Annotated in this window: 14 protein-coding genes; 4 read left to right on the top strand and 10 right to left on the bottom strand. The window is 59.7% G+C overall.

Annotated elements, in window-relative coordinates; translation table 11 throughout:
* Window positions 1-68 precede the first annotated feature (68 nt).
* Window positions 69-1,304 (top strand): nicotinate phosphoribosyltransferase, encoded by a 1,236-nt coding sequence (gene pncB / locus QF010_RS21700; protein WP_429533925.1) that lies wholly within the window; start codon window positions 69-71, stop codon window positions 1,302-1,304.
* Between the two features lie 4 nt (window positions 1,305-1,308).
* Entirely contained in the window at window positions 1,309-2,136 is an 828-nt protein-coding gene (gene nadE / locus QF010_RS21695; protein WP_429511254.1) for an NAD(+) synthase, read from the top strand.
* Between the two features lie 65 nt (window positions 2,137-2,201).
* Here nadE and azu read toward each other — a convergent pair whose 3' ends face one another.
* Window positions 2,202-2,648: an azurin gene (gene azu / locus QF010_RS21690; protein WP_033055561.1), complete on the bottom strand. Its 447-nt coding sequence runs from the start codon at window positions 2,646-2,648 to the stop codon at window positions 2,202-2,204.
* 343 nt (window positions 2,649-2,991) lie between these two features.
* Between azu and QF010_RS21685 the strand changes: the two genes are divergently transcribed.
* Together QF010_RS21685 and QF010_RS21680 are read left to right on the top strand one after the other, a co-directional pair.
* The gene (locus QF010_RS21685; protein WP_033055560.1) at window positions 2,992-3,579 is read left to right on the top strand and encodes a cytokinin riboside 5'-monophosphate phosphoribohydrolase; all 588 of its coding nucleotides are present in this window, start codon (window positions 2,992-2,994) and stop codon (window positions 3,577-3,579) included.
* 68 nt (window positions 3,580-3,647) lie between these two features.
* Window positions 3,648-3,839: a hypothetical protein gene (locus tag QF010_RS21680; protein ID WP_033055559.1), complete on the top strand. Its 192-nt coding sequence runs from the start codon at window positions 3,648-3,650 to the stop codon at window positions 3,837-3,839.
* Between the two features lie 223 nt (window positions 3,840-4,062).
* On the opposite strand, the gene QF010_RS21675 is transcribed toward QF010_RS21680, so the two are convergent.
* From QF010_RS21675 to rpsF, 9 genes are all read right to left on the bottom strand, one after another.
* Window positions 4,063-4,953, bottom strand: a complete 891-nt coding sequence (locus QF010_RS21675) for a transglutaminase family protein (RefSeq protein WP_429533924.1) — start codon at window positions 4,951-4,953, stop codon at window positions 4,063-4,065.
* The gene (locus QF010_RS21670; RefSeq protein ID WP_429533923.1) at window positions 4,953-7,439 is read right to left on the bottom strand and encodes a circularly permuted type 2 ATP-grasp protein; all 2,487 of its coding nucleotides are present in this window, start codon (window positions 7,437-7,439) and stop codon (window positions 4,953-4,955) included. The genes QF010_RS21675 and QF010_RS21670 overlap by 1 nt, the downstream gene beginning before the upstream one ends.
* An 88-nt stretch (window positions 7,440-7,527) precedes the next feature.
* On the bottom strand, window positions 7,528-10,803 hold the full coding sequence (locus QF010_RS21665) for a transglutaminase family protein (RefSeq protein ID WP_429533922.1): 3,276 nt from the start codon (window positions 10,801-10,803) through the stop codon (window positions 7,528-7,530).
* Between the two features lie 463 nt (window positions 10,804-11,266).
* On the bottom strand, window positions 11,267-13,570 hold the full coding sequence (locus tag QF010_RS21660) for a YgiQ family radical SAM protein (protein WP_033055554.1): 2,304 nt from the start codon (window positions 13,568-13,570) through the stop codon (window positions 11,267-11,269).
* Between the two features lie 185 nt (window positions 13,571-13,755).
* A complete protein-coding gene (gene dnaB / locus QF010_RS21655) occupies window positions 13,756-15,150 on the bottom strand; it encodes a replicative DNA helicase (RefSeq protein WP_033055553.1) in 1,395 nt (464 codons plus the stop codon).
* Window positions 15,151-15,272: 122 nt separating this feature from the next.
* The gene (rplI, locus tag QF010_RS21650; RefSeq protein WP_033055552.1) at window positions 15,273-15,719 is read right to left on the bottom strand and encodes a 50S ribosomal protein L9; all 447 of its coding nucleotides are present in this window, start codon (window positions 15,717-15,719) and stop codon (window positions 15,273-15,275) included.
* 19 nt (window positions 15,720-15,738) lie between these two features.
* A complete protein-coding gene (locus QF010_RS21645) occupies window positions 15,739-16,632 on the bottom strand; it encodes a YybS family protein (protein WP_429533921.1) in 894 nt (297 codons plus the stop codon).
* Window positions 16,633-16,668: 36 nt separating this feature from the next.
* Window positions 16,669-16,899 (bottom strand): 30S ribosomal protein S18, encoded by a 231-nt coding sequence (gene rpsR / locus QF010_RS21640; RefSeq protein WP_002551829.1) that lies wholly within the window; start codon window positions 16,897-16,899, stop codon window positions 16,669-16,671.
* Window positions 16,900-16,927: 28 nt separating this feature from the next.
* The gene (rpsF, locus tag QF010_RS21635; protein ID WP_003217491.1) at window positions 16,928-17,350 is read right to left on the bottom strand and encodes a 30S ribosomal protein S6; all 423 of its coding nucleotides are present in this window, start codon (window positions 17,348-17,350) and stop codon (window positions 16,928-16,930) included.
* Window positions 17,351-17,715: the final 365 nt, after the last annotated feature.

The following is a 17,715-nucleotide window of genomic DNA, read 5'->3' as shown; positions in this document are numbered from 1 at the left end:
TAGCCCCATTCATTGAAACAGCTGCAACGTCGCTGCCACGGGCCGCGGCCAGCCTGGAGAACCCCGTTATGAGCGAGAGCGTGTTTGGCGATCGCATCGTGCAGAACCTGCTCGACACCGACTTCTACAAACTGACGATGATGCAGGCGGTGCTGCACAACTACCCCAACGTAGAAGTCGAATGGGAGTTTCGTTGCCGTAACAGTGAAGATTTGCGCCCGTACCTGGCGGAAATCCGCTTCCAGATCGAGCGCCTTGCCGAATTGAGCCTGAGCGCCGACCAGTTGAGTTTCATGGAGCGCATCAGCTTCATGAAGCCGGATTTCCTGCGCTTTCTCGGGTTGTTCCGCTTCAACCTGCGCTACGTCCACACCGGTATCGAAGATGGCGAGCTGTTCATCCGCCTGCGCGGGCCATGGCTGCACGTGATCCTGTTCGAAGTGCCGCTGCTGTCCATCGTCAGTGAAGTGCGCAATCGCTATCGCTACCGTGAGGTCGTGCTGGAACAGGCGCGCGAGCAGCTCTACCGCAAGTTCGACTGGCTCACCGCCAACGCCAGCGCGGACGAATTGTCTGAATTGCAGGTCGCCGATTTCGGCACTCGCCGTCGCTTCTCGTACCGCGTGCAGGAAGAAGTGGTGAACGTGCTCAAGCACGATTTCCCCGGCCGTTTTGTCGGCACCAGCAACGTGCACCTTTCACGGGAGCTGGACATGAAACCGTTGGGCACCATGGCCCACGAATGGATCATGGCCCATCAGCAACTCGGCCCGCGGCTGATCGACAGTCAGATTGCCGCCCTCGATTGCTGGGTGCGCGAGTACCGTGGCCTGTTGGGGATCGCCCTCACCGACTGCATCACCACGGATGCCTTTCTCAGCGATTTCGACCTGTATTTCGCCAAGCTGTTTGACGGCTTGCGCCATGATTCCGGTGATCCGGTGCTCTGGGCAGAAAAGGCCATTGCGCACTATCACAAGCTGGGCATCGACCCGATGAGCAAGACGCTGGTGTTCTCCGACAGTCTGACGCTGCCCAAGTCCCTGGAGATTTTTCGGGCGCTGCGCGGTCGGATCAATGTGAGCTTTGGCATCGGCACCAACCTGACGTGCGATATTCCGGGTGTTGAACCGATGAGCATCGTGCTTAAAATGGCCGCCTGCAACGGCCAGCCCGTGGCAAAGATTTCCGATGAGCCTGGCAAGACTCACTGCAAAGACCCGAATTTCGTCGCCTATTTGCGACACGTTTTCAAAGTTCCTGCCGCCCTTTCCAGCACATCAAGCACATCTAGCAAGGAGTGAATTCATGCAAGCCGAACAGCGTGAGATTGCTGAACAGCTCAAGGTCCAGCCGCCGTTCGCCGACCAGGCCGCCCTCGAGGCTGAAGTCGCCCGGCGGATTACCTTCATCCAGGATTGCCTGGTCAATTCCGGGCTCAAGACCCTGGTACTCGGCATCAGCGGCGGCGTCGATTCCCTGACCGCCGGCCTCCTGGCCCAGCGTGCCATGCGCGAACTGCGCACACGCACAGGCGACGACAGCTACAAGTTCATCGCCGTGCGCCTGCCGTACGAAACCCAGTTCGACGAACATGATGCCCAGGCTTCGGTGGACTTCATCGCCCCGGACGAGCGCCACACCGTGAACATCGGTCCGGCCGTCAAATCCTTGGCCAGTGAAGTAGCGGCCTTCGAAGGCAAGCACGCGGTCTCGGTGGATTTCGTGCTGGGCAATACCAAGGCGCGGATGCGCATGGTCGCTCAATACACCATCGCCGGCGCAGCCCAGGGCCTGGTGATCGGTACCGACCACGCGGCGGAAGCGGTGATGGGTTTCTTCACCAAATTCGGTGATGGCGCGTGCGACCTGGCGCCGCTGAGCGGTCTGGTGAAAAACCAGGTCCGGGACATCGCCCGCAGCTTCGGTGCGCCGGAATCGCTGGTGGAAAAAATCCCGACGGCCGACCTTGAAGACCTGTCGCCCGGCAAACCGGACGAAGCGTCCCACGGCGTGACCTATGCCGAGATCGACGCGTTTTTGCACGGCGAGCCGGTGCGCGAGGAAGCATTCAAGATCATCTGCGACACGTACAAAAAGACTCATCACAAACGTGTGATGCCGTTCGCGCCTTGATTGAGCGAACAGACAGGCAAAAAAAAAGCGTCCAGGTGGACGCTTTTTTTATGAGAGCGATTCGATTACTTCAGGACAACAGTACCTTTCATCATCGAGATGTGGCCAGGGAACGAGCAGAAGAAACCGTACTTCTCGGCAGCATCGAGCTTCGACACGTCGAAGGTCACCGAGTCGGTTTCCTTGGCGCCGATGATTTTGGTGTGGGCGATGATGCGCGCGTCACCTTCTGGCAGGTAGTTCTTTTCGATGCCTGCGGCCAGGCCCGCGGTGGCGATCGGCTGCATATCAGCCTCTTTACTCAGCACCCAGTTATGACCCATGACGTTTTTCGGCAGGCTGCCGGAGTGTTTCAGTTCCACAGTGAACGTCTTGCAGCTCTTGTCGATGCTGATTTCCTTGGTATCGAAGGACATCTGGTCAGTCGAGTCGACAGTGACCTTGCACTCGGCAGCCATCAATTGGCTGCTGGCCAGCGTCAGCAGGGATACCGCAACAAGTTTGGCAAACATGGTGAATCTCCAAGGCAGGGTTAACAAAAGTGCGAATGGACAGAAGACTGCCTGAAAACTTCGCAAGTTCCTATGACCTGAATCAAAAATTGTATACAACTTTCGGGCTATGACACCTATCGAAACAATCTACCAGCCAGACGTCTAGGGCGGCCCTATCATCAAGCCGTCATCACGTATCTGGAGCGTCTGTCATGTCCCTTAACAGCCTGTTGCGCAGTTTGCTTGCCGCCTACGCCTGTGGCGCCAGCGGAACCTTTGAAACACCTGAACGCGAAGTGTAGACCTTGGAACGTCGCGTGCCTGCCTTTACTCTGTGGCCATCCTGACCATGGAGTAAGGCATGTCTTTAGCGTCCGTTTGTGTATTTTGCGGTGCCAGCACTGGCACCAACCCGGCTTATCGTGAAGCGGCTGTCGCCTTGGGGCGAGCATTGGCCGAGCGTAAGCTGACACTGGTCTATGGCGGCGGTGCCGTCGGACTGATGGGCATCGTTGCCGATGCTGCGCTAGCGGCCGGCGGTGAAGTGATCGGGATCATCCCGCAAAGCCTCAAAGACAAGGAAATCGGTCACAGCGGCCTCACTCGCCTGGAAGTGGTCGACGGCATGCATGCGCGCAAGGCGCGGATGGCCGAGCTCAGTGACGCCTTTATCGCCCTGCCCGGCGGCCTGGGCACGCTGGAAGAACTGTTCGAAGTCTGGACCTGGGGCCAGCTCGGCTACCACGGCAAACCGCTGGGGCTGCTGGAAGTGAACGGTTTCTACAGCAAATTGACGTCTTTTCTCGATCATATCGTCGGCGAAGGCTTCGTTCGTGAACCGCACCGTGACATGCTGCAAGTGAGCGAATCGCCGCAAACCCTGCTCGATGCACTGGATGCCTGGCAGCCGACAGTGGTGCCAAAGTGGCTCGAGCAAAAACCCAGCTAACGGCTGGGCATCGATACAGGGCAGAATACGCGCCGCTCAACCTCACCTTCGACCCCAGAGGATCGCCCATGGCTAAACCCAATTATTCCTTCGCCAAACGTCAGAGAGACTTGGCCAAGGAGCAGAAGAAAGAGGAAAAGCTTCAGCGCAAGAAAGCTACAGCTGAAGAAGAAGCCGCCGCACTGAACCCGGATGCAGAAGGTGAAGTGACCGCAGAAGACGATGTTGAAGCACCGAAAGATCAGGCGCCCGACGCCTGAGACCCTCAGGGCCCGATGATCTGATCAGGCCCACCGGATCTGTGTCCAGGGTCAGCAGTTACTTTGCTGACCCTCACAGCCCCCTCTGAATTACCCCTTCCCGAAAGAACTGCACAGCCCCCTGTAGGAGTGAGCCTGCTCGCGAAAGCGTTGGCACATTCAACTTCTTGGTGGCTGAAAGATCGCTTTCGCGAGCAGGCTCACTCCTACAGGGGGCCGTGCGTTAATCCAGTGGCATCACGGTGACGCGGACTTCCGGGTCGTGGCTGCCACCGCCCAAGATCACCCCGCGCAACGGCGACACATCGGAAAAATCCCGGCCCCAGGCCAAGGTGATGTGTTCCAGCGCCGGCTGTACGTTGTTGGTCGGATCGAAATCCACCCAACCGAGCACCGGGCAAAACACTGAAACCCACGCATGTGACGCATCGGCGCCGATCAGTCGCGGCTGGCCCGGTGGTGGCTGGGTCAGCAGGTAGCCACTGATATACCGCGCTGCCAACCCACGCGAACGCACACACGCGAGCATCAGATGCGCGAAGTCCTGGCAAACACCGCGCCGGCGCTCCAGCACTTCCACTAGCGGCGTCGCCACTTGGGTCGCTTCAGCGTCGAAGGTGAATTCGCTGAAAATCTTCTCCATCAGCACCTGAACACCCAACAGCAGCGGCCGACCCGGTGGAAAACAGCTTTCGGAAAACTCGACGAAGTTGCGCTTCAGATGCACGTAGGGCGATTCGAACCGGTAACGACACGCTTCCAGCAATTCGGGGGAAAGCGGTTGGCTGCTGTAGGTCAGCGCGCTGCGGGTTTTTTCCCACGCGGGGGATTGATTGAAATCCAGCGCAGGCCGGGCCAGCACTTCGACGGTGAGTCGGGCGTTGACCAGCAATTCATCGTGCGGCCGCTCGAACGCCAACCGGGTCAGCGGATTACCGAACACATCCAGTTCATCGCGGCGTGAAGTCGGGTCGGGACTGATCTGCAGTTGCTGCTCGGTGCAGCGCTGCCAGGCACACGACCGCGGCCACAGGTGCGCAAGCTGCTGAGCCAGAGACACCGGGCTGTCGTAGTGATAATGGGTGTCGTGGAGAATCTGGTAATGGGCGCTCATCAGACCGACACCGTGCGCTGGCTGACGTCATCGACGTGGGCAAAATGGCGCAAGGCCAGACGATCCGACACTTGCCCGCTGGCGTCGGCGATTTCTTGCAACAGGTCGGCCAGCCCCTCAATGGCTGCCCGAACGCTGGCTTCGCCGAACAGCGAGTTCTCCAGGCATCCCAGATCGAACTGTGCCAAGCGTTCCACCAACTGCGGCAACCCCGCTTCGCGAGGCACGCCGAAGTCATCATTCAAGCGTTTCAAGGTACGAGTCACCAGTTTCAACTGAAACAGCACGGCGTGGGGGTTCTGCTCGTCGAGCAGCAACAGGTCGAGTACCGGGATCAGTTGCGCCACCGCCAGATACCGCGAACGGTAAGTGATGCTGCTGTTGCCCAGCTCCAGCAGCCATTCCAGTCCGGCCTGATCGAAAGCACCGGTACCGCGCAGAAATGCCGCCAGGCTGGCGCTGAGAAATTGCAGGCGTTCGATCCGGCGGCCGATCATCAGGAAGCGCCAGCCTTCGTCCCGGGTCATGTCGTCGAGGGCGAAACCGGATAACGCCGCCAGGGACATCACCAGACGGTTGAGGAAATCCAGCAATTCGCCGAAATCCGGCTCTTCGGCTTCCAGTTCCATAGCCTCGCGCTGCAGCTCCACCAGCGCTTGCCAGTTTTCCCGCGAGAGCTTGCCGCGCACCTGCGAGGCTGCCCACTGCAAACGCTGCAGGTTGGAGCGCAGACTGAACGACCAGTCGTCGCCAAGTAATGCCGCCAGCAAACGCTCCGGCAACTCGCCTTCATCGGGCAACAACATCAACCGTTCGCCCAGATCGACCGCCGCTTCCAGGGCTTGCGGGTCATCACCATCGACATACCGCGCCAGCATGATTCGCAGCAGCCGCGCGCTGTCATCACAACGCTCGCAATAACGCCCGAACCAGAACAGGTTTTCCACCACTCGCGACGGCAGATACGGATCCCGTCGCACCAGGTCATGCACACCGATCGTGCGCTGGGTTTTCCATTGCTCACCGCTCGGCGGGCGATCGCCCAACACCCAGGTGTCTTTGCTCGCGCCACCGCGCTGCATCGACACCACTTCGGCGTCAGCCTCGGCGGCAACCCGGGTAAGGCCGCCGGGCAGAACCCGATAGCCCTCACGGCTGGCCACGGCGTACACGCGCATGCCAATGGCCCGAGGTTGCAGATGACCGCCTTCAGCCTGCCAGATCGGGGCTTGAGAGAGCTGAGCCAATTCTTGCGCGACATAGGCGTAAGGCCTGGCCTGCATGCGCTCAGCCAGTTCATGACGCTGTTTTTCACTCAAATCGCGCCCAAATACAGGAGTGAAGCTCTGTGACGGGAAAGCCGGTTTGATCAACAACTCCGGCAATTTTTCCAGGGCCTGAGCCAGCACCGGTGCTTCACCGCACCACCAGGTCGCGATGGAGGGCAGAATCAGTTCTTCGCCGAACAGGAATTGATTGATCCTCGGCAGGAAGCCCAACAACCCCGGCGACTCCAGTACGCCGCTGCCGAGGGCGTTGGCCACCAGCACCCGGCCTTGGCGTACCGCTTCCAGCAATCCCGGCACACCAAGGGCCGAGTCAGTGCGCAGCTCCAGCGGATCGCAGAAGTCATCGTCGAGCCGGCGCATGATCGCGTGGACCCGGCGCAGTCCGCTCAAGGTTTTCAGGTAGACCGTGGCATCCCGGACGGTCAGGTCGCCGCCCTCTACCAGTGGATAACCGAGCTGGCGAGCCAGATAGAGGTGTTCGAAATAGCTTTCGTTGAAACGCCCCGGCGTGAGCAGCACGATCAGCGGCGCTTCGTCATCACTCGGCGCCTGACGGGCCAGGGTTTCCTGAAGCGTGCGGAAGAATCCGGCCAGGTGCTGCACTTTCAAATCGCGGTACAACTCGGGAAAGGCCCGGGACACGATGGTGCGGTTTTCCAGCGCATAACCGGCACCGGACGGTGCTTGCGTCCGATCCGCCGTGACCCACCAGCGACCGTCAGGCGTACGCGCCAGATCCACGGCATACAGATGCAGAAAAGCCCCGTCGGGCGGCGTGATGCCCTGACAGGGCCAGAGGAAGTTGTTGTGACCGAAGACCAGCTCAGCAGGCAGCAGGCCCTCAGCGATCAACCGTTGCGGGCCGTACAAATCTGCCAGCACAGCATTGAGCAAGCGTGCCCGCTGGGCGATCCCGGCTGACAACTGCTGCCATTCATCCGCAGCAATCACGTGCGGTAGCAGATCGAGTTCCCACGGCCGATCGGCACCCTTAGGGTCGGCGTAGACGTTGTACGTCACGCCGTTTTCCTGGATCTGCCGGGTCAGCAGCGCCTGACGCTGCACCAATTGCGTTGGTGTGCTGCGTTGCAATTGGTCGAACAACCTACGCCAGTGCGGGCGCACCGCGCCGCTGTCGTCGAGCAGTTCATGATAAGTGCCCGCCGTCAGCGGGTAGCGGTCAAGCAGGTCAGGCATGGAAAGCTCGGCAGACAGCAAAGAACGGTCAGACTAACGCAGGCTCATGACACCCGGATATACGAAAAATCCGAGCGACGCGTACGGTTTAGAAGCGTCGTAAATCGAGAGTCATCGGCAGCTCGTCGTTAATTTCCATATTGGGTATAGGAAGTTTCCCCGGCGTATGTCCGATGCGGAAAAAACGCGCCATCCGCCGGCTCTCCGCCTCATTGGCGTTCACCGGCAAGCTGTCGTAGTTGCGCCCGCCCGGGTGGGCGACGTGGTACTGACAGCCACCCAGCGAACGCTGCATCCAGGTGTCGAGCAAGTCGAACACCAATGGCGCGTGGACCGGGATGGTCGGTTGCAGGCAGTTGGCCGGTTGCCAGGCGCGGAAACGCACGCCAGCGACAAACTCGCCGACCCGCCCGGTGGGTTGCAATGGCACCGGTATGCCATTGCACGTCAGCAGATAACGCTGCGGCGGCAGGCCCGTGAGTTTGACCTGCAAGCGTTCCAGCGACGAGTCCACGTAACGTACCGTGCCGCCGACCGCGCCCTCTTCGCCCAGCACATGCCAGGGCTCCAGTGCCTGACGCAATTCCAGCTCGATCCCGCTGACGGCGTAATCGCCGACCTTGGGAAAACGGAACTCCAGATGCGCCGCAAACCACTCAGCGCGCACGGGATAACCGGCGGCATTCAGGTCGGCGATGACGTCGGCGAAATCCTGTTCGATAAAGTGCGGCAACAGGAAACGGTCGTGCAGCTCAGTGCCCCAGCGTGCCAGTTTCGGCGGCGCATAAGGCTCGCGCCAGAATCGAGCTACCAACGCCCGCAACAACAACTGTTGCGCCAGGCTCATGCGCGCATGGGGTGGCATTTCAAAGGCGCGCAACTCGAGCAACCCAAGGCGACCGGTAGCGCCGTCCGGTGAATAAAGCTTGTCGATGCAGAACTCGGCGCGGTGAGTGTTGCCGGTCACGTCGATCAGCAGGTTGCGCAGCAGCCGATCCACCAGCCACGGCGCGCACTCCTCACCCGGCTTAGGCATCTGGGCGAAGGCGATTTCCAGTTCATACAAGGCATCGTTGCGTGCTTCGTCGACCCGTGGCGCCTGAGACGTCGGGCCGATGAACAATCCGGAAAACAGGTAGGACAAGGACGGGTGGTTATGCCAGTAGCTGATCAGGCTGCGCAGCAGATCGGGACGGCGTAGAAACGGTGAGTCAGCCGGTGTCGCGCCGCCCAGTACGAAATGGTTACCGCCGCCGGTGCCGGTGTGCCGGCCGTCGATCATGAATTTCTCGGTGGTCAGTCGGGTCTGGCGTGCCTCTTCGTAAAGGAATTCGGTGCGTTCGACCAGTTCATCCCACGTGGCAGACGGCTGCACGTTGACCTCGATCACACCCGGATCGGGCGTGATACGGAAGTTGCTCAGGCGCGGGTCGCTCGGCGGCTCATAGCCTTCCAGCAACACAGGGCAATGCAATTCCTCGGCGGTGGCTTCGATGGCACTGACCAGTTCCAGATAATCCTCGACCCGCTCCAGCGGCGGCATGAACAGGTACAACCGCCCTTCTCGCGCTTCGGCGCAGAACGCCGTGCGGGTCAGCCAGTCGGCGGATTCGTCGATCTTTGGCGCGCGGTCATCAGCAATCGCAGGCTCGCCTTGGCTCTGAAGTTGTGCAGTGTCGGGCAGTGCAGGGAAATCCTGATTCGGGTCCACAGGATGAATGAACGGGTATTCCGCCGCTTTCACCCAAGGCTGCGAGCCGAGCGGTAAGCGATAGCCCAGCGGCGAATCCCCCGGCACCAGTCGGCAATGCTCATCGCGCAGATACCAGCGGCCGCTTTGCCACTGATCACCCTTGGCAGTGCGCGCCAGCGGCAGGACCTGGCCTATGACTTTGTCCAGACCCTGGCTGAAGACTTTACGCAGACGCGCACGCTCCAGAGGCTCTTCAAGACGCGAGTCTTCGGCGCTGACGTTCTGCGGCAAAGTACCTTCGCGCCAGAGGTAATAGAAATTGTCTTCGTAGGCCGGAAATACAAAGCGTGTCGGAATTTTCAGGCGTTCGGCGACACTCGCCAGAAAGCGTCCGGCCAGCTCGCCATTGGCACCGTAGTCTTGCTGCTCATCGGCAATCAACGCGCTGTTGTGCCAGATCGGCACATCGTCGCGGCGCCAGTAGCAGTTCAGCGACCAGCGCGGCAACTGCTCACCGGGGTACCACTTGCCCTGACCGAAATGCACCAGGCCTTGGGGCGCGTAGTGCTTGCGCATGCGCTGGAACAGTTCGGCGGACAGGCGTCGTTTGTCTGGCCCCAGTGCCGCCGTATTCCACTCGGCCCCGTCCGGGTCATCGATGGAAACAAACGTCGGTTCGCCGCCCATGGTCAGGCGTACGTCACCCTCCAACAGGTCGGCATCGATCTGCCGACCCAACGCCTGGATCGCCAGCCATTGGTCTTCGGTGTAGGGCTTCGTTACCCGTGGCGCTTCCCAAATCCGCTCCACGGACATTTCGTGGGTGAATTCGCACTCGCACGGTTCAACCAAGCCACTGATCGGTGCCGCAGAGCCCGGATCGGGACTACAGGCCAACGGAATGTGTCCTTCACCGGCAAACAGCCCTGACGTCGCGTCCAGGCCGATCCAGCCGGCACCGGGCAAATAGACCTCGCACCAGGCGTGCAGGTCGGTGAAGTCCACGTCAGTGCCCGACGGGCCGTCGAGGCTTTTGACGTCGGCGGTCAGTTGAATCAGGTAGCCGGAGACGAAACGCGCCGCCAGACCGAGGTTGCGCAACAACTGCACCAGCAACCATGCAGAGTCGCGGCAGGAACCGGAGGCATGTTCGAGGGTATGTTCGGGCGTTTGCACGCCCGGCTCCATGCGAATCAGGTAGCCAATGTCTTCACTCAGGCGCTGATTGAGTGCGACGAGGAAATCCACACTGGGCAGCGGCGTGCGGTCGATGCCTTCCAGATAGGCCTTGAACTTCGGCGTCAGGGGCAAGGTTTCCAGATACGGCGCCAGTTCCTTGCGCTCATCCGCGGCGTAGGCGAACGGAATCTTTTCCGCGTAGGGCTCAAGGAAGAAGTCGAACGGATTGAAGACCGCCATCTCTGCCAGCAGATCGACTTCGATCCGCAGCTCATCGGTTTTCTCCGGGAACACCAACCGCGCCAGGTAATTGCCCTGGGGGTCTTGCTGCCAGTTGATGAAGTGCTGCTCAGGCGACACTTTCAGCGCGTAGGACAGTATCCGCGTGCGACTGTGGGCGGCCGGGCGCAGGCGAACGATCTGCGGACCGAGCTCGACGGCGCGGTCGTAGCGGTAATGCGTGACGTGGTGCAATGCGACATGAATCGACACGGCGTGCCTCCTGCGAGCCTTAAGCGTATTGGAAAGCGCGCAAGACTTATGCCATCCAGCAGCGCTGGCGCTTTCTCCGATTGCTTGAGGCAGTACAGCACCAAAATCGGGCGACGCGGGAATTTGGTTAGGGGGAGTTGCACGGAAATGTTGCGGAGGGAGGGTTGGGTTCGAGTTTTGTGTTTGGCTTGAGATCCAGCCCTCACCCTAGCCCTCCCGAAACGTCGGACCGCCCGTAGGGAGAGGGGACTGACCGAGGTGTTTGGCCGAGATGCTGCAACCTGAAAGTCCCGCGTCGAACTCAGGCTTTGAAAACCACCGAGATCGACTCCCTTTCCCCCTCTCCCCATTGGGGAGAGGGCTGGGGTGAGGGGTGGACCCCATTGGCACAACACAATTTCCAGACAGCCAAAACGCAAAACGCCAACCCGAAGGTTGGCGTTCTGTTCAGCGCTAGCGAGGTTTAGCGCGGTACAACCGGCTTGCGCGCAGGCTTGGGTCCCTTGCCTTTGGCCGCGTCCTTACGATCCTTGGCCGCCTGCTGGTTGCGGGCGAATGCCGCTGCCTTGGCCTGTTCACGCTTGTCCCACGGATTGCCGCCATCACTGGCGCGCGGTGGCAAGCCCGTGTGCTGGGTCAGGATCTTGGTGGTCTTTTCCCCTGCCACTTTATGGCTGCCGGCCGGTGTCGAGTTCTTGCGACGGGCGCTCTGGTAGCTGTCGGTCGCTGGCTGATGCAGCGGGATCAACTGGTTCTTGCCCGGCCCGATCAGATCGGCGCGGCCCATGCGGGTCAGCGCTTCACGCAGCATCGGCCAGCCTTTCGGGTCGTGATACCGCAAGAACGCCTTGTGCAGACGACGCTGCTCTTCGCTCTTGACGATGGTCACGGCGTCGCTCTTGTAAGTGACCTTACGCAGCGGGTTCTTGCCCGAGTGGTACATCGCGGTGGCGGTGGCCATCGGCGACGGGTAGAACGCCTGCACCTGGTCGGCACGGAAGCCGTTGCCCTTGAGCCACAGGGCCAGGTTCATCATGTCTTCGTCGGTGGTGCCCGGGTGAGCGGCGATGAAGTACGGAATCAGGTACTGCTCTTTCCCGGCTTCCTTGGAGTACTTCTCGAACATGCGCTTGAACTTGTCATAGCTACCGATGCCCGGTTTCATCATCTGATTGAGCGGACCTTCCTCGGTGTGTTCCGGGGCGATCTTCAGGTAACCACCGACGTGGTGGGTCACCAGCTCTTTGACGTATTCCGGCGACTCGACCGCGAGGTCGTAGCGCAGACCGGAAGCGATCAGGATCTTCTTCACACCCGGCAAGGCACGGGCGCTGCGGTACAGCTGGATCAGCGACGAGTGATCGGTGTTCAGGTTCGGGCAAATGCCCGGGAACACGCACGAAGGCTTGCGGCACGCGGATTCGATTTCCGGGGTCTTGCAAGCGATGCGGTACATGTTCGCGGTCGGGCCGCCGAGGTCGGAAATGACGCCGGTAAAGCCTGGGACCTTGTCGCGGATCTCTTCGATTTCGCGAATGATCGACTCTTCGGAACGGTTCTGGATGATCCGGCCTTCGTGCTCGGTGATCGAGCAGAAGGTGCAGCCGCCGAAGCAGCCACGCATGATGTTCACCGAGAAGCGGATCATGTCGTAGGCAGGGATCTTTTCCTTGCCGTACGCCGGGTGCGGAATGCGCGCATAGGGCATGCCGAACACGTAGTCCATTTCTTCAGTGGTCATCGGAATCGGAGGCGGGTTGAACCAGACGTCGACTTCGCCGTGCTTCTGCACCAGCGCACGGGCGTTGCCCGGGTTGGTTTCCAGGTGAAGCACGCGGTTGGCGTGAGCATAAAGAACCGCGTCACCGCGGACTTTCTCAACCGAAGGCAGGCGAATCACGGTCTTGTCGCGAGTCATCTTCGGGCTGGCCAGAATCTGCACGACCTTGGCTTCGCTCGGATCTTCAACCGGGCCTTTTTCCTGCTCGATGGCACAGGCCTGGGTGTCCTGGGTGTTCACGTACGGGTTGATGATCTTGTCGATCTTGCCCGGACGGTCGATGCGCGTGGAATCGACTTCGTACCAGTCTTTCGGCGTGTCGCGACGAATGAACGCGGTGCCGCGCACGTCGGTGATGTCTTCGATCTTGTGACCGTAGGACAGACGCTGGGCGACTTCGACGATCGCACGCTCGGCGTTGCCGTAGAGCAGGATGTCGGCGCAGGCGTCGATCAGGATCGAGTTGCGAACCCGGTCCTGCCAGTAATCGTAGTGGGCGATGCGGCGCAGGGAAGCTTCGATGCCACCGAGAACGATCGGCACGTTCTTGTAGGCTTCCTTGCAACGCTGGCTGTAAACCAGGCTCGCGCGGTCCGGACGTTTGCCCGCCAGGCCACCCGGGGTGTAGGCGTCATCGGAACGGATTTTTTTGTCGGCGGTGTAGCGGTTGATCATCGAGTCCATGTTGCCGGCCGCGACGCCGAAGAACAGGTTCGGCTCGCCGAGCTTCATGAAGTCGTCTTTGGACTGCCAGTTCGGCTGGGCAATGATCCCGACGCGGAAGCCTTGCGACTCCAGCAGCCGGCCGATGATTGCCATGCCGAACGACGGATGGTCAACGTACGCATCACCGGTGACGATGATGATGTCGCATGAATCCCAGCCAAGCTGATCCATCTCCTCCCTGCTCATCGGCAGGAATGGCGCTGGACCGAAACATTCGGCCCAGTACTTGGGATAGTCAAATAACGGCTTGGCTGTTTGCATGACGATGACCGGTGTTGAGATGAAAAATCGCGGGCGCGGAATATAGCACAAAAAATAACCAATTCCGACGGCTATGGTCGGAAATTAGCGGCGCGCCCATCGCGGGCAAGCCCGCTCCCACAGGAATCACACGGAACCTGTGGGAGCGGGCTTGCCCGCGATGGGGCCCGCTCAGACGACGAAAATTATTCGTCGTCGAAGTTGTAGCTGCCCGGTGCCAGGTTTTCGAAACGGGTGTACTTGCCGATGAACGCTAGTCGTGACGTGCCGATAGGGCCGTTCCGCTGCTTGCCGATGATGATCTCGGCGATGCCTTTGTGTTCGGTTTCCGGGTGATACACCTCGTCCCGGTACACGAACATGATGACGTCGGCATCCTGCTCGATCGCTCCGGATTCCCGGAGGTCGGAGTTGATCGGACGCTTGTTCGGGCGTTGCTCCAGGGAGCGGTTGAGCTGCGACAGCGCCACCACCGGGCAGTTGAATTCCTTGGCCAGGGCTTTCAAGGAACGGGAGATCTCGGAAATCTCGTTGGTCCGGTTGTCACCGCCAGAACCCGGGATCTGCATCAATTGCAGGTAGTCGATCATGATAAGGGCGATATCACCGTGTTCACGCACCAGACGCCGGGTCCGTGCGCGCATTTCCGACGGGCTGATACCGGCCGTATCGTCAATGAACAGCTTGCGATCGTTGAGCAAGTTGACCGCCGAAGTCAGGCGCGGCCAATCGTCGTCTTCCAGGCGACCGGCACGAACCTTGGTCTGATCGATCCGACCGAGGGACGACAACATACGCATGATCAGCGATTCGCCTGGCATCTCCAGCGAGTAGACCAACACGCATTTGTCGCTGCGCAGCACGGCGTTTTCCACCAGGTTCATCGCAAAGGTGGTTTTACCCATGGATGGACGGCCGGCGACGATGATCAGGTCAGACGGTTGCAGGCCGCTGGTCATACCGTCGAGATCGGTATAACCGGTGGACAGGCCGGTAATGGCGTTGTCAGTGTTGAACAAGGTGTCGATGCGGTCGATGGCCTTGGTCAACAGGTCATTCACGCTCACCGGGCCGCCGGTTTTTGGCCGGGCCTCGGCGATCTGGAAAATCTGCCGTTCGGCTTCGTCGAGAATCTCTTCAGCCGAGCGGCCTTCCGGGTTGAAGGCGCTGTCGGCGATTTCGGTGGCGATGCCGATCAACTGTCGCAACGTTGCCCGTGCACGGACGATCTGCGCATACGCCTTGATGTTGGCGACGGATGGCGTGTTTTTTGCCAGTTCGCCAAGGTATCCGAGGCCGCCGACTTGCGAGGTCTGACCTTCCTTGTCCAATTGCTCGGCAAGGGTCACGACGTCGATCGGCGAGTTCTGGTCGGCGAGCTTGGCGATCGCGCGGAAGATCAGGCGGTGGTCATGTCGATAGAAATCGCCGTCCGATACCTGATCCAGCACGCGTTCCCAGGCGTTGTTGTCCAGCATCAAACCACCGAGCACGGCCTGCTCGGCCTCGATGGAATGCGGCGGCACCTTCAGGGCAGCGGTTTGCAGATCGTATTGCTCAGGAGCGGAGATATCGTTCATGGCCACTTGAATTAGTTTTGTGAAAATCAGGAACTGCAGAAAGACAAAGGGCACGACCTGTAAACAGGATCGTGCCCGATGTTACCGGCAAGCACCCGAGGGTACCAGCCGACAAGTGCTGCTTAAGCTGCTACCACGACAACGCGTACGGTGGCTTCAACTTCGGCGTGCAGGTGCACGGCTACGTCGAATTCGCCTACGTTGCGGATAGTGCCGTTCGGCAGACGAACTTCGCTTTTTGCAACTTCAACGCCAGAGGCGGTCAGTGCATCAGCGATGTCGTGAGTACCGATCGAACCGAACAGCTTGCCTTCGTCGCCAGCGGTGGCAGTGATAGTCACTTCCAGCTCAGCCAGTTGGGCAGCGCGGCTTTCAGCCGAAATTTTACGATCTGCTGCGGCTTTTTCCAGCTCAGCGCGACGCTCTTCGAACGCAGCCAGGTTGGCAGCGGTCGCAGCGGTAGCTTTGCCGTAAGGCAGCAGGTAGTTACGACCGTAACCAGCCTTAACGTTCACTTTGTCACCCAGGTTGCCCAGGTTGGTGACTTTTTCCAGAAGGATCAGTTGCATGTGAAAATCCTCTTAACTTTTAACCTTCACCGTTCGCGCTATCGACGTCTTTCGGCGTCGAACGACCGCGAAAATCAATCAGGCTGTCGACGATGGCCAAGACCACCAGCAACGGATAGATCAGCTGCATGAACAGCAACAGCGTGACGTACAACCCCACCAGCCAGAACCTGGCCAGTCGCTTTTGCGCCACCAGCCCGTGAATCAGGGCCAGCCCGGCGAACACCAGCGGTACACTGCACAACGGCGTCAACATGGCCATCTGCGGACCGATGTTCGGTCCCAGAAGCATGAACGCCAGCAGTAACATCGCCAGCCCCAGCGGGAATCGGATGGCGCGAAACTCGCGACCAAAACCACCCGGGTTGTACAACAACGCCTGCCAGTAGCGCCCGACAAGCAGGCTCAGCACACTGACGATTTGCAACAAGGCCGCAATCAGGCCGGTCAGGACCGGTGCGATCAGGGACGCAAAATGCGCTTGCTCGTCTACCGACAACTTCTGGTAGACATCACCGAGTAGCGACGGCATGACTTTTATCAAAGCCTGCGCCAGCATCTCGATTTGGGGACCAAAAGCCGTCCCCAGCACCACTGAAAACACCACTCCCATCGCTATGCTGACCAGCAGCACGCGGTTCCAGGATTCGCTTGCGCGCAAAACCAACGCAAGGCTCCAAGACCCCAGCAGCACCAGAAGTGCCCGTGGGTCATCGGAGTAAAGCCACCAGGCCAACGCCGGCAGCAGTCCCAGAGCAAGAACGCCGAGGGCGTCCTTCAATCCGCGCCGCAGGAGCACAAGGCAACCAGCGGCAGCACCCAACCAATACAACAACGGCAATATTGCGCATCCGGCCACTACGAGAGTGGCCTGCATACGGCCGCGCATGATGAACTCAGCTATGGCACGCATGCTTTCAATCCTTTGCTACGTGTCGACTGCCCGGTCTCAGCGGCCGTGGCTGTCGGTGTAGGCCAGCAGGGCCAGGAAGCGGGCGCGCTTGATAGCGGTGGCCAGCTGACGCTGATAACGTGCTTTGGTACCGGTGATGCGGCTTGGAACGATTTTGCCGGTCTCGGATACATAAGCTTTCAGAGTGTTGAGATCTTTGTAATCGATCTCTTTCACGTCTTCAGCGGTGAAGCGGCAGAATTTACGACGACGGAAGAAACGTGCCATGTAATAGGCTCCTCAAAAGGTCCGTGGATTACTCGTCAGCGTTATCGCTGTTGTCGCTGTCATCACTATCAGCGCTTTCAGCGCCTTCGTGCTCAGGACGGTCGCGACGCTCACGGCGCTCACTGCGGTTTTCTTCAGCCTTGAGCATCTCGGATTGGCCGGTAACGGCTTCTTCGCGACGGATGACCAGGTTACGGATCACTGCATCGTTGTAGCGGAAGTTGTCTTCCAGCTCGGCCAGGGCCTTGCCAGTGCACTCAACGTTCAGCATCACGTAGTGAGCCTTGTGAACATTGTTGATTGCGTAGGCCAGTTGACGACGGCCCCAATCTTCCAGACGGTGGATTTTGCCGCCGTCTTCTTCGATCAGCTTGGTGTAACGCTCTACCATGCCGCCGACTTGCTCGCTTTGATCCGGGTGGACCAAAAAGATGATTTCGTAATGACGCATGAATGCTCCTTACGGGTTGTAGCCTGCCGCTCAAAAGCGGTCAGACAAGGAGTGAATGACACTTATGGACTTGCTTGCGATAGACACATGCGTGCCTGCCGTCACAGCAAGGGGCGCAATTGTAGAGAAGGGACAGAAGAGGTGCAAGGCAATTGGTGATTATTTGAACAGCTCGTTCAACCCACTATTTTCGCCTCACCACAAACCACTGTGGGAGCGGGCTTGCTCGCGAAGGCGATATAACTTTCAACATTGATGCTGAATGTTACTCCGCTATCGCGAGCAGGCTCGCTTGTATGTTTAGACTTGAAGGGGTGGGTGGGACTACAGACTCGATTCTGACTCTGACCAGTACAGACCGTGGG

It is taken from the genome of Pseudomonas silensiensis, from assembly GCF_050434865.1.
Lineage (GTDB): Bacteria > Pseudomonadota > Gammaproteobacteria > Pseudomonadales > Pseudomonadaceae > Aquipseudomonas > Aquipseudomonas fluorescens_W.
This window is presented reverse-complemented; position numbering and strand designations above follow the sequence as displayed.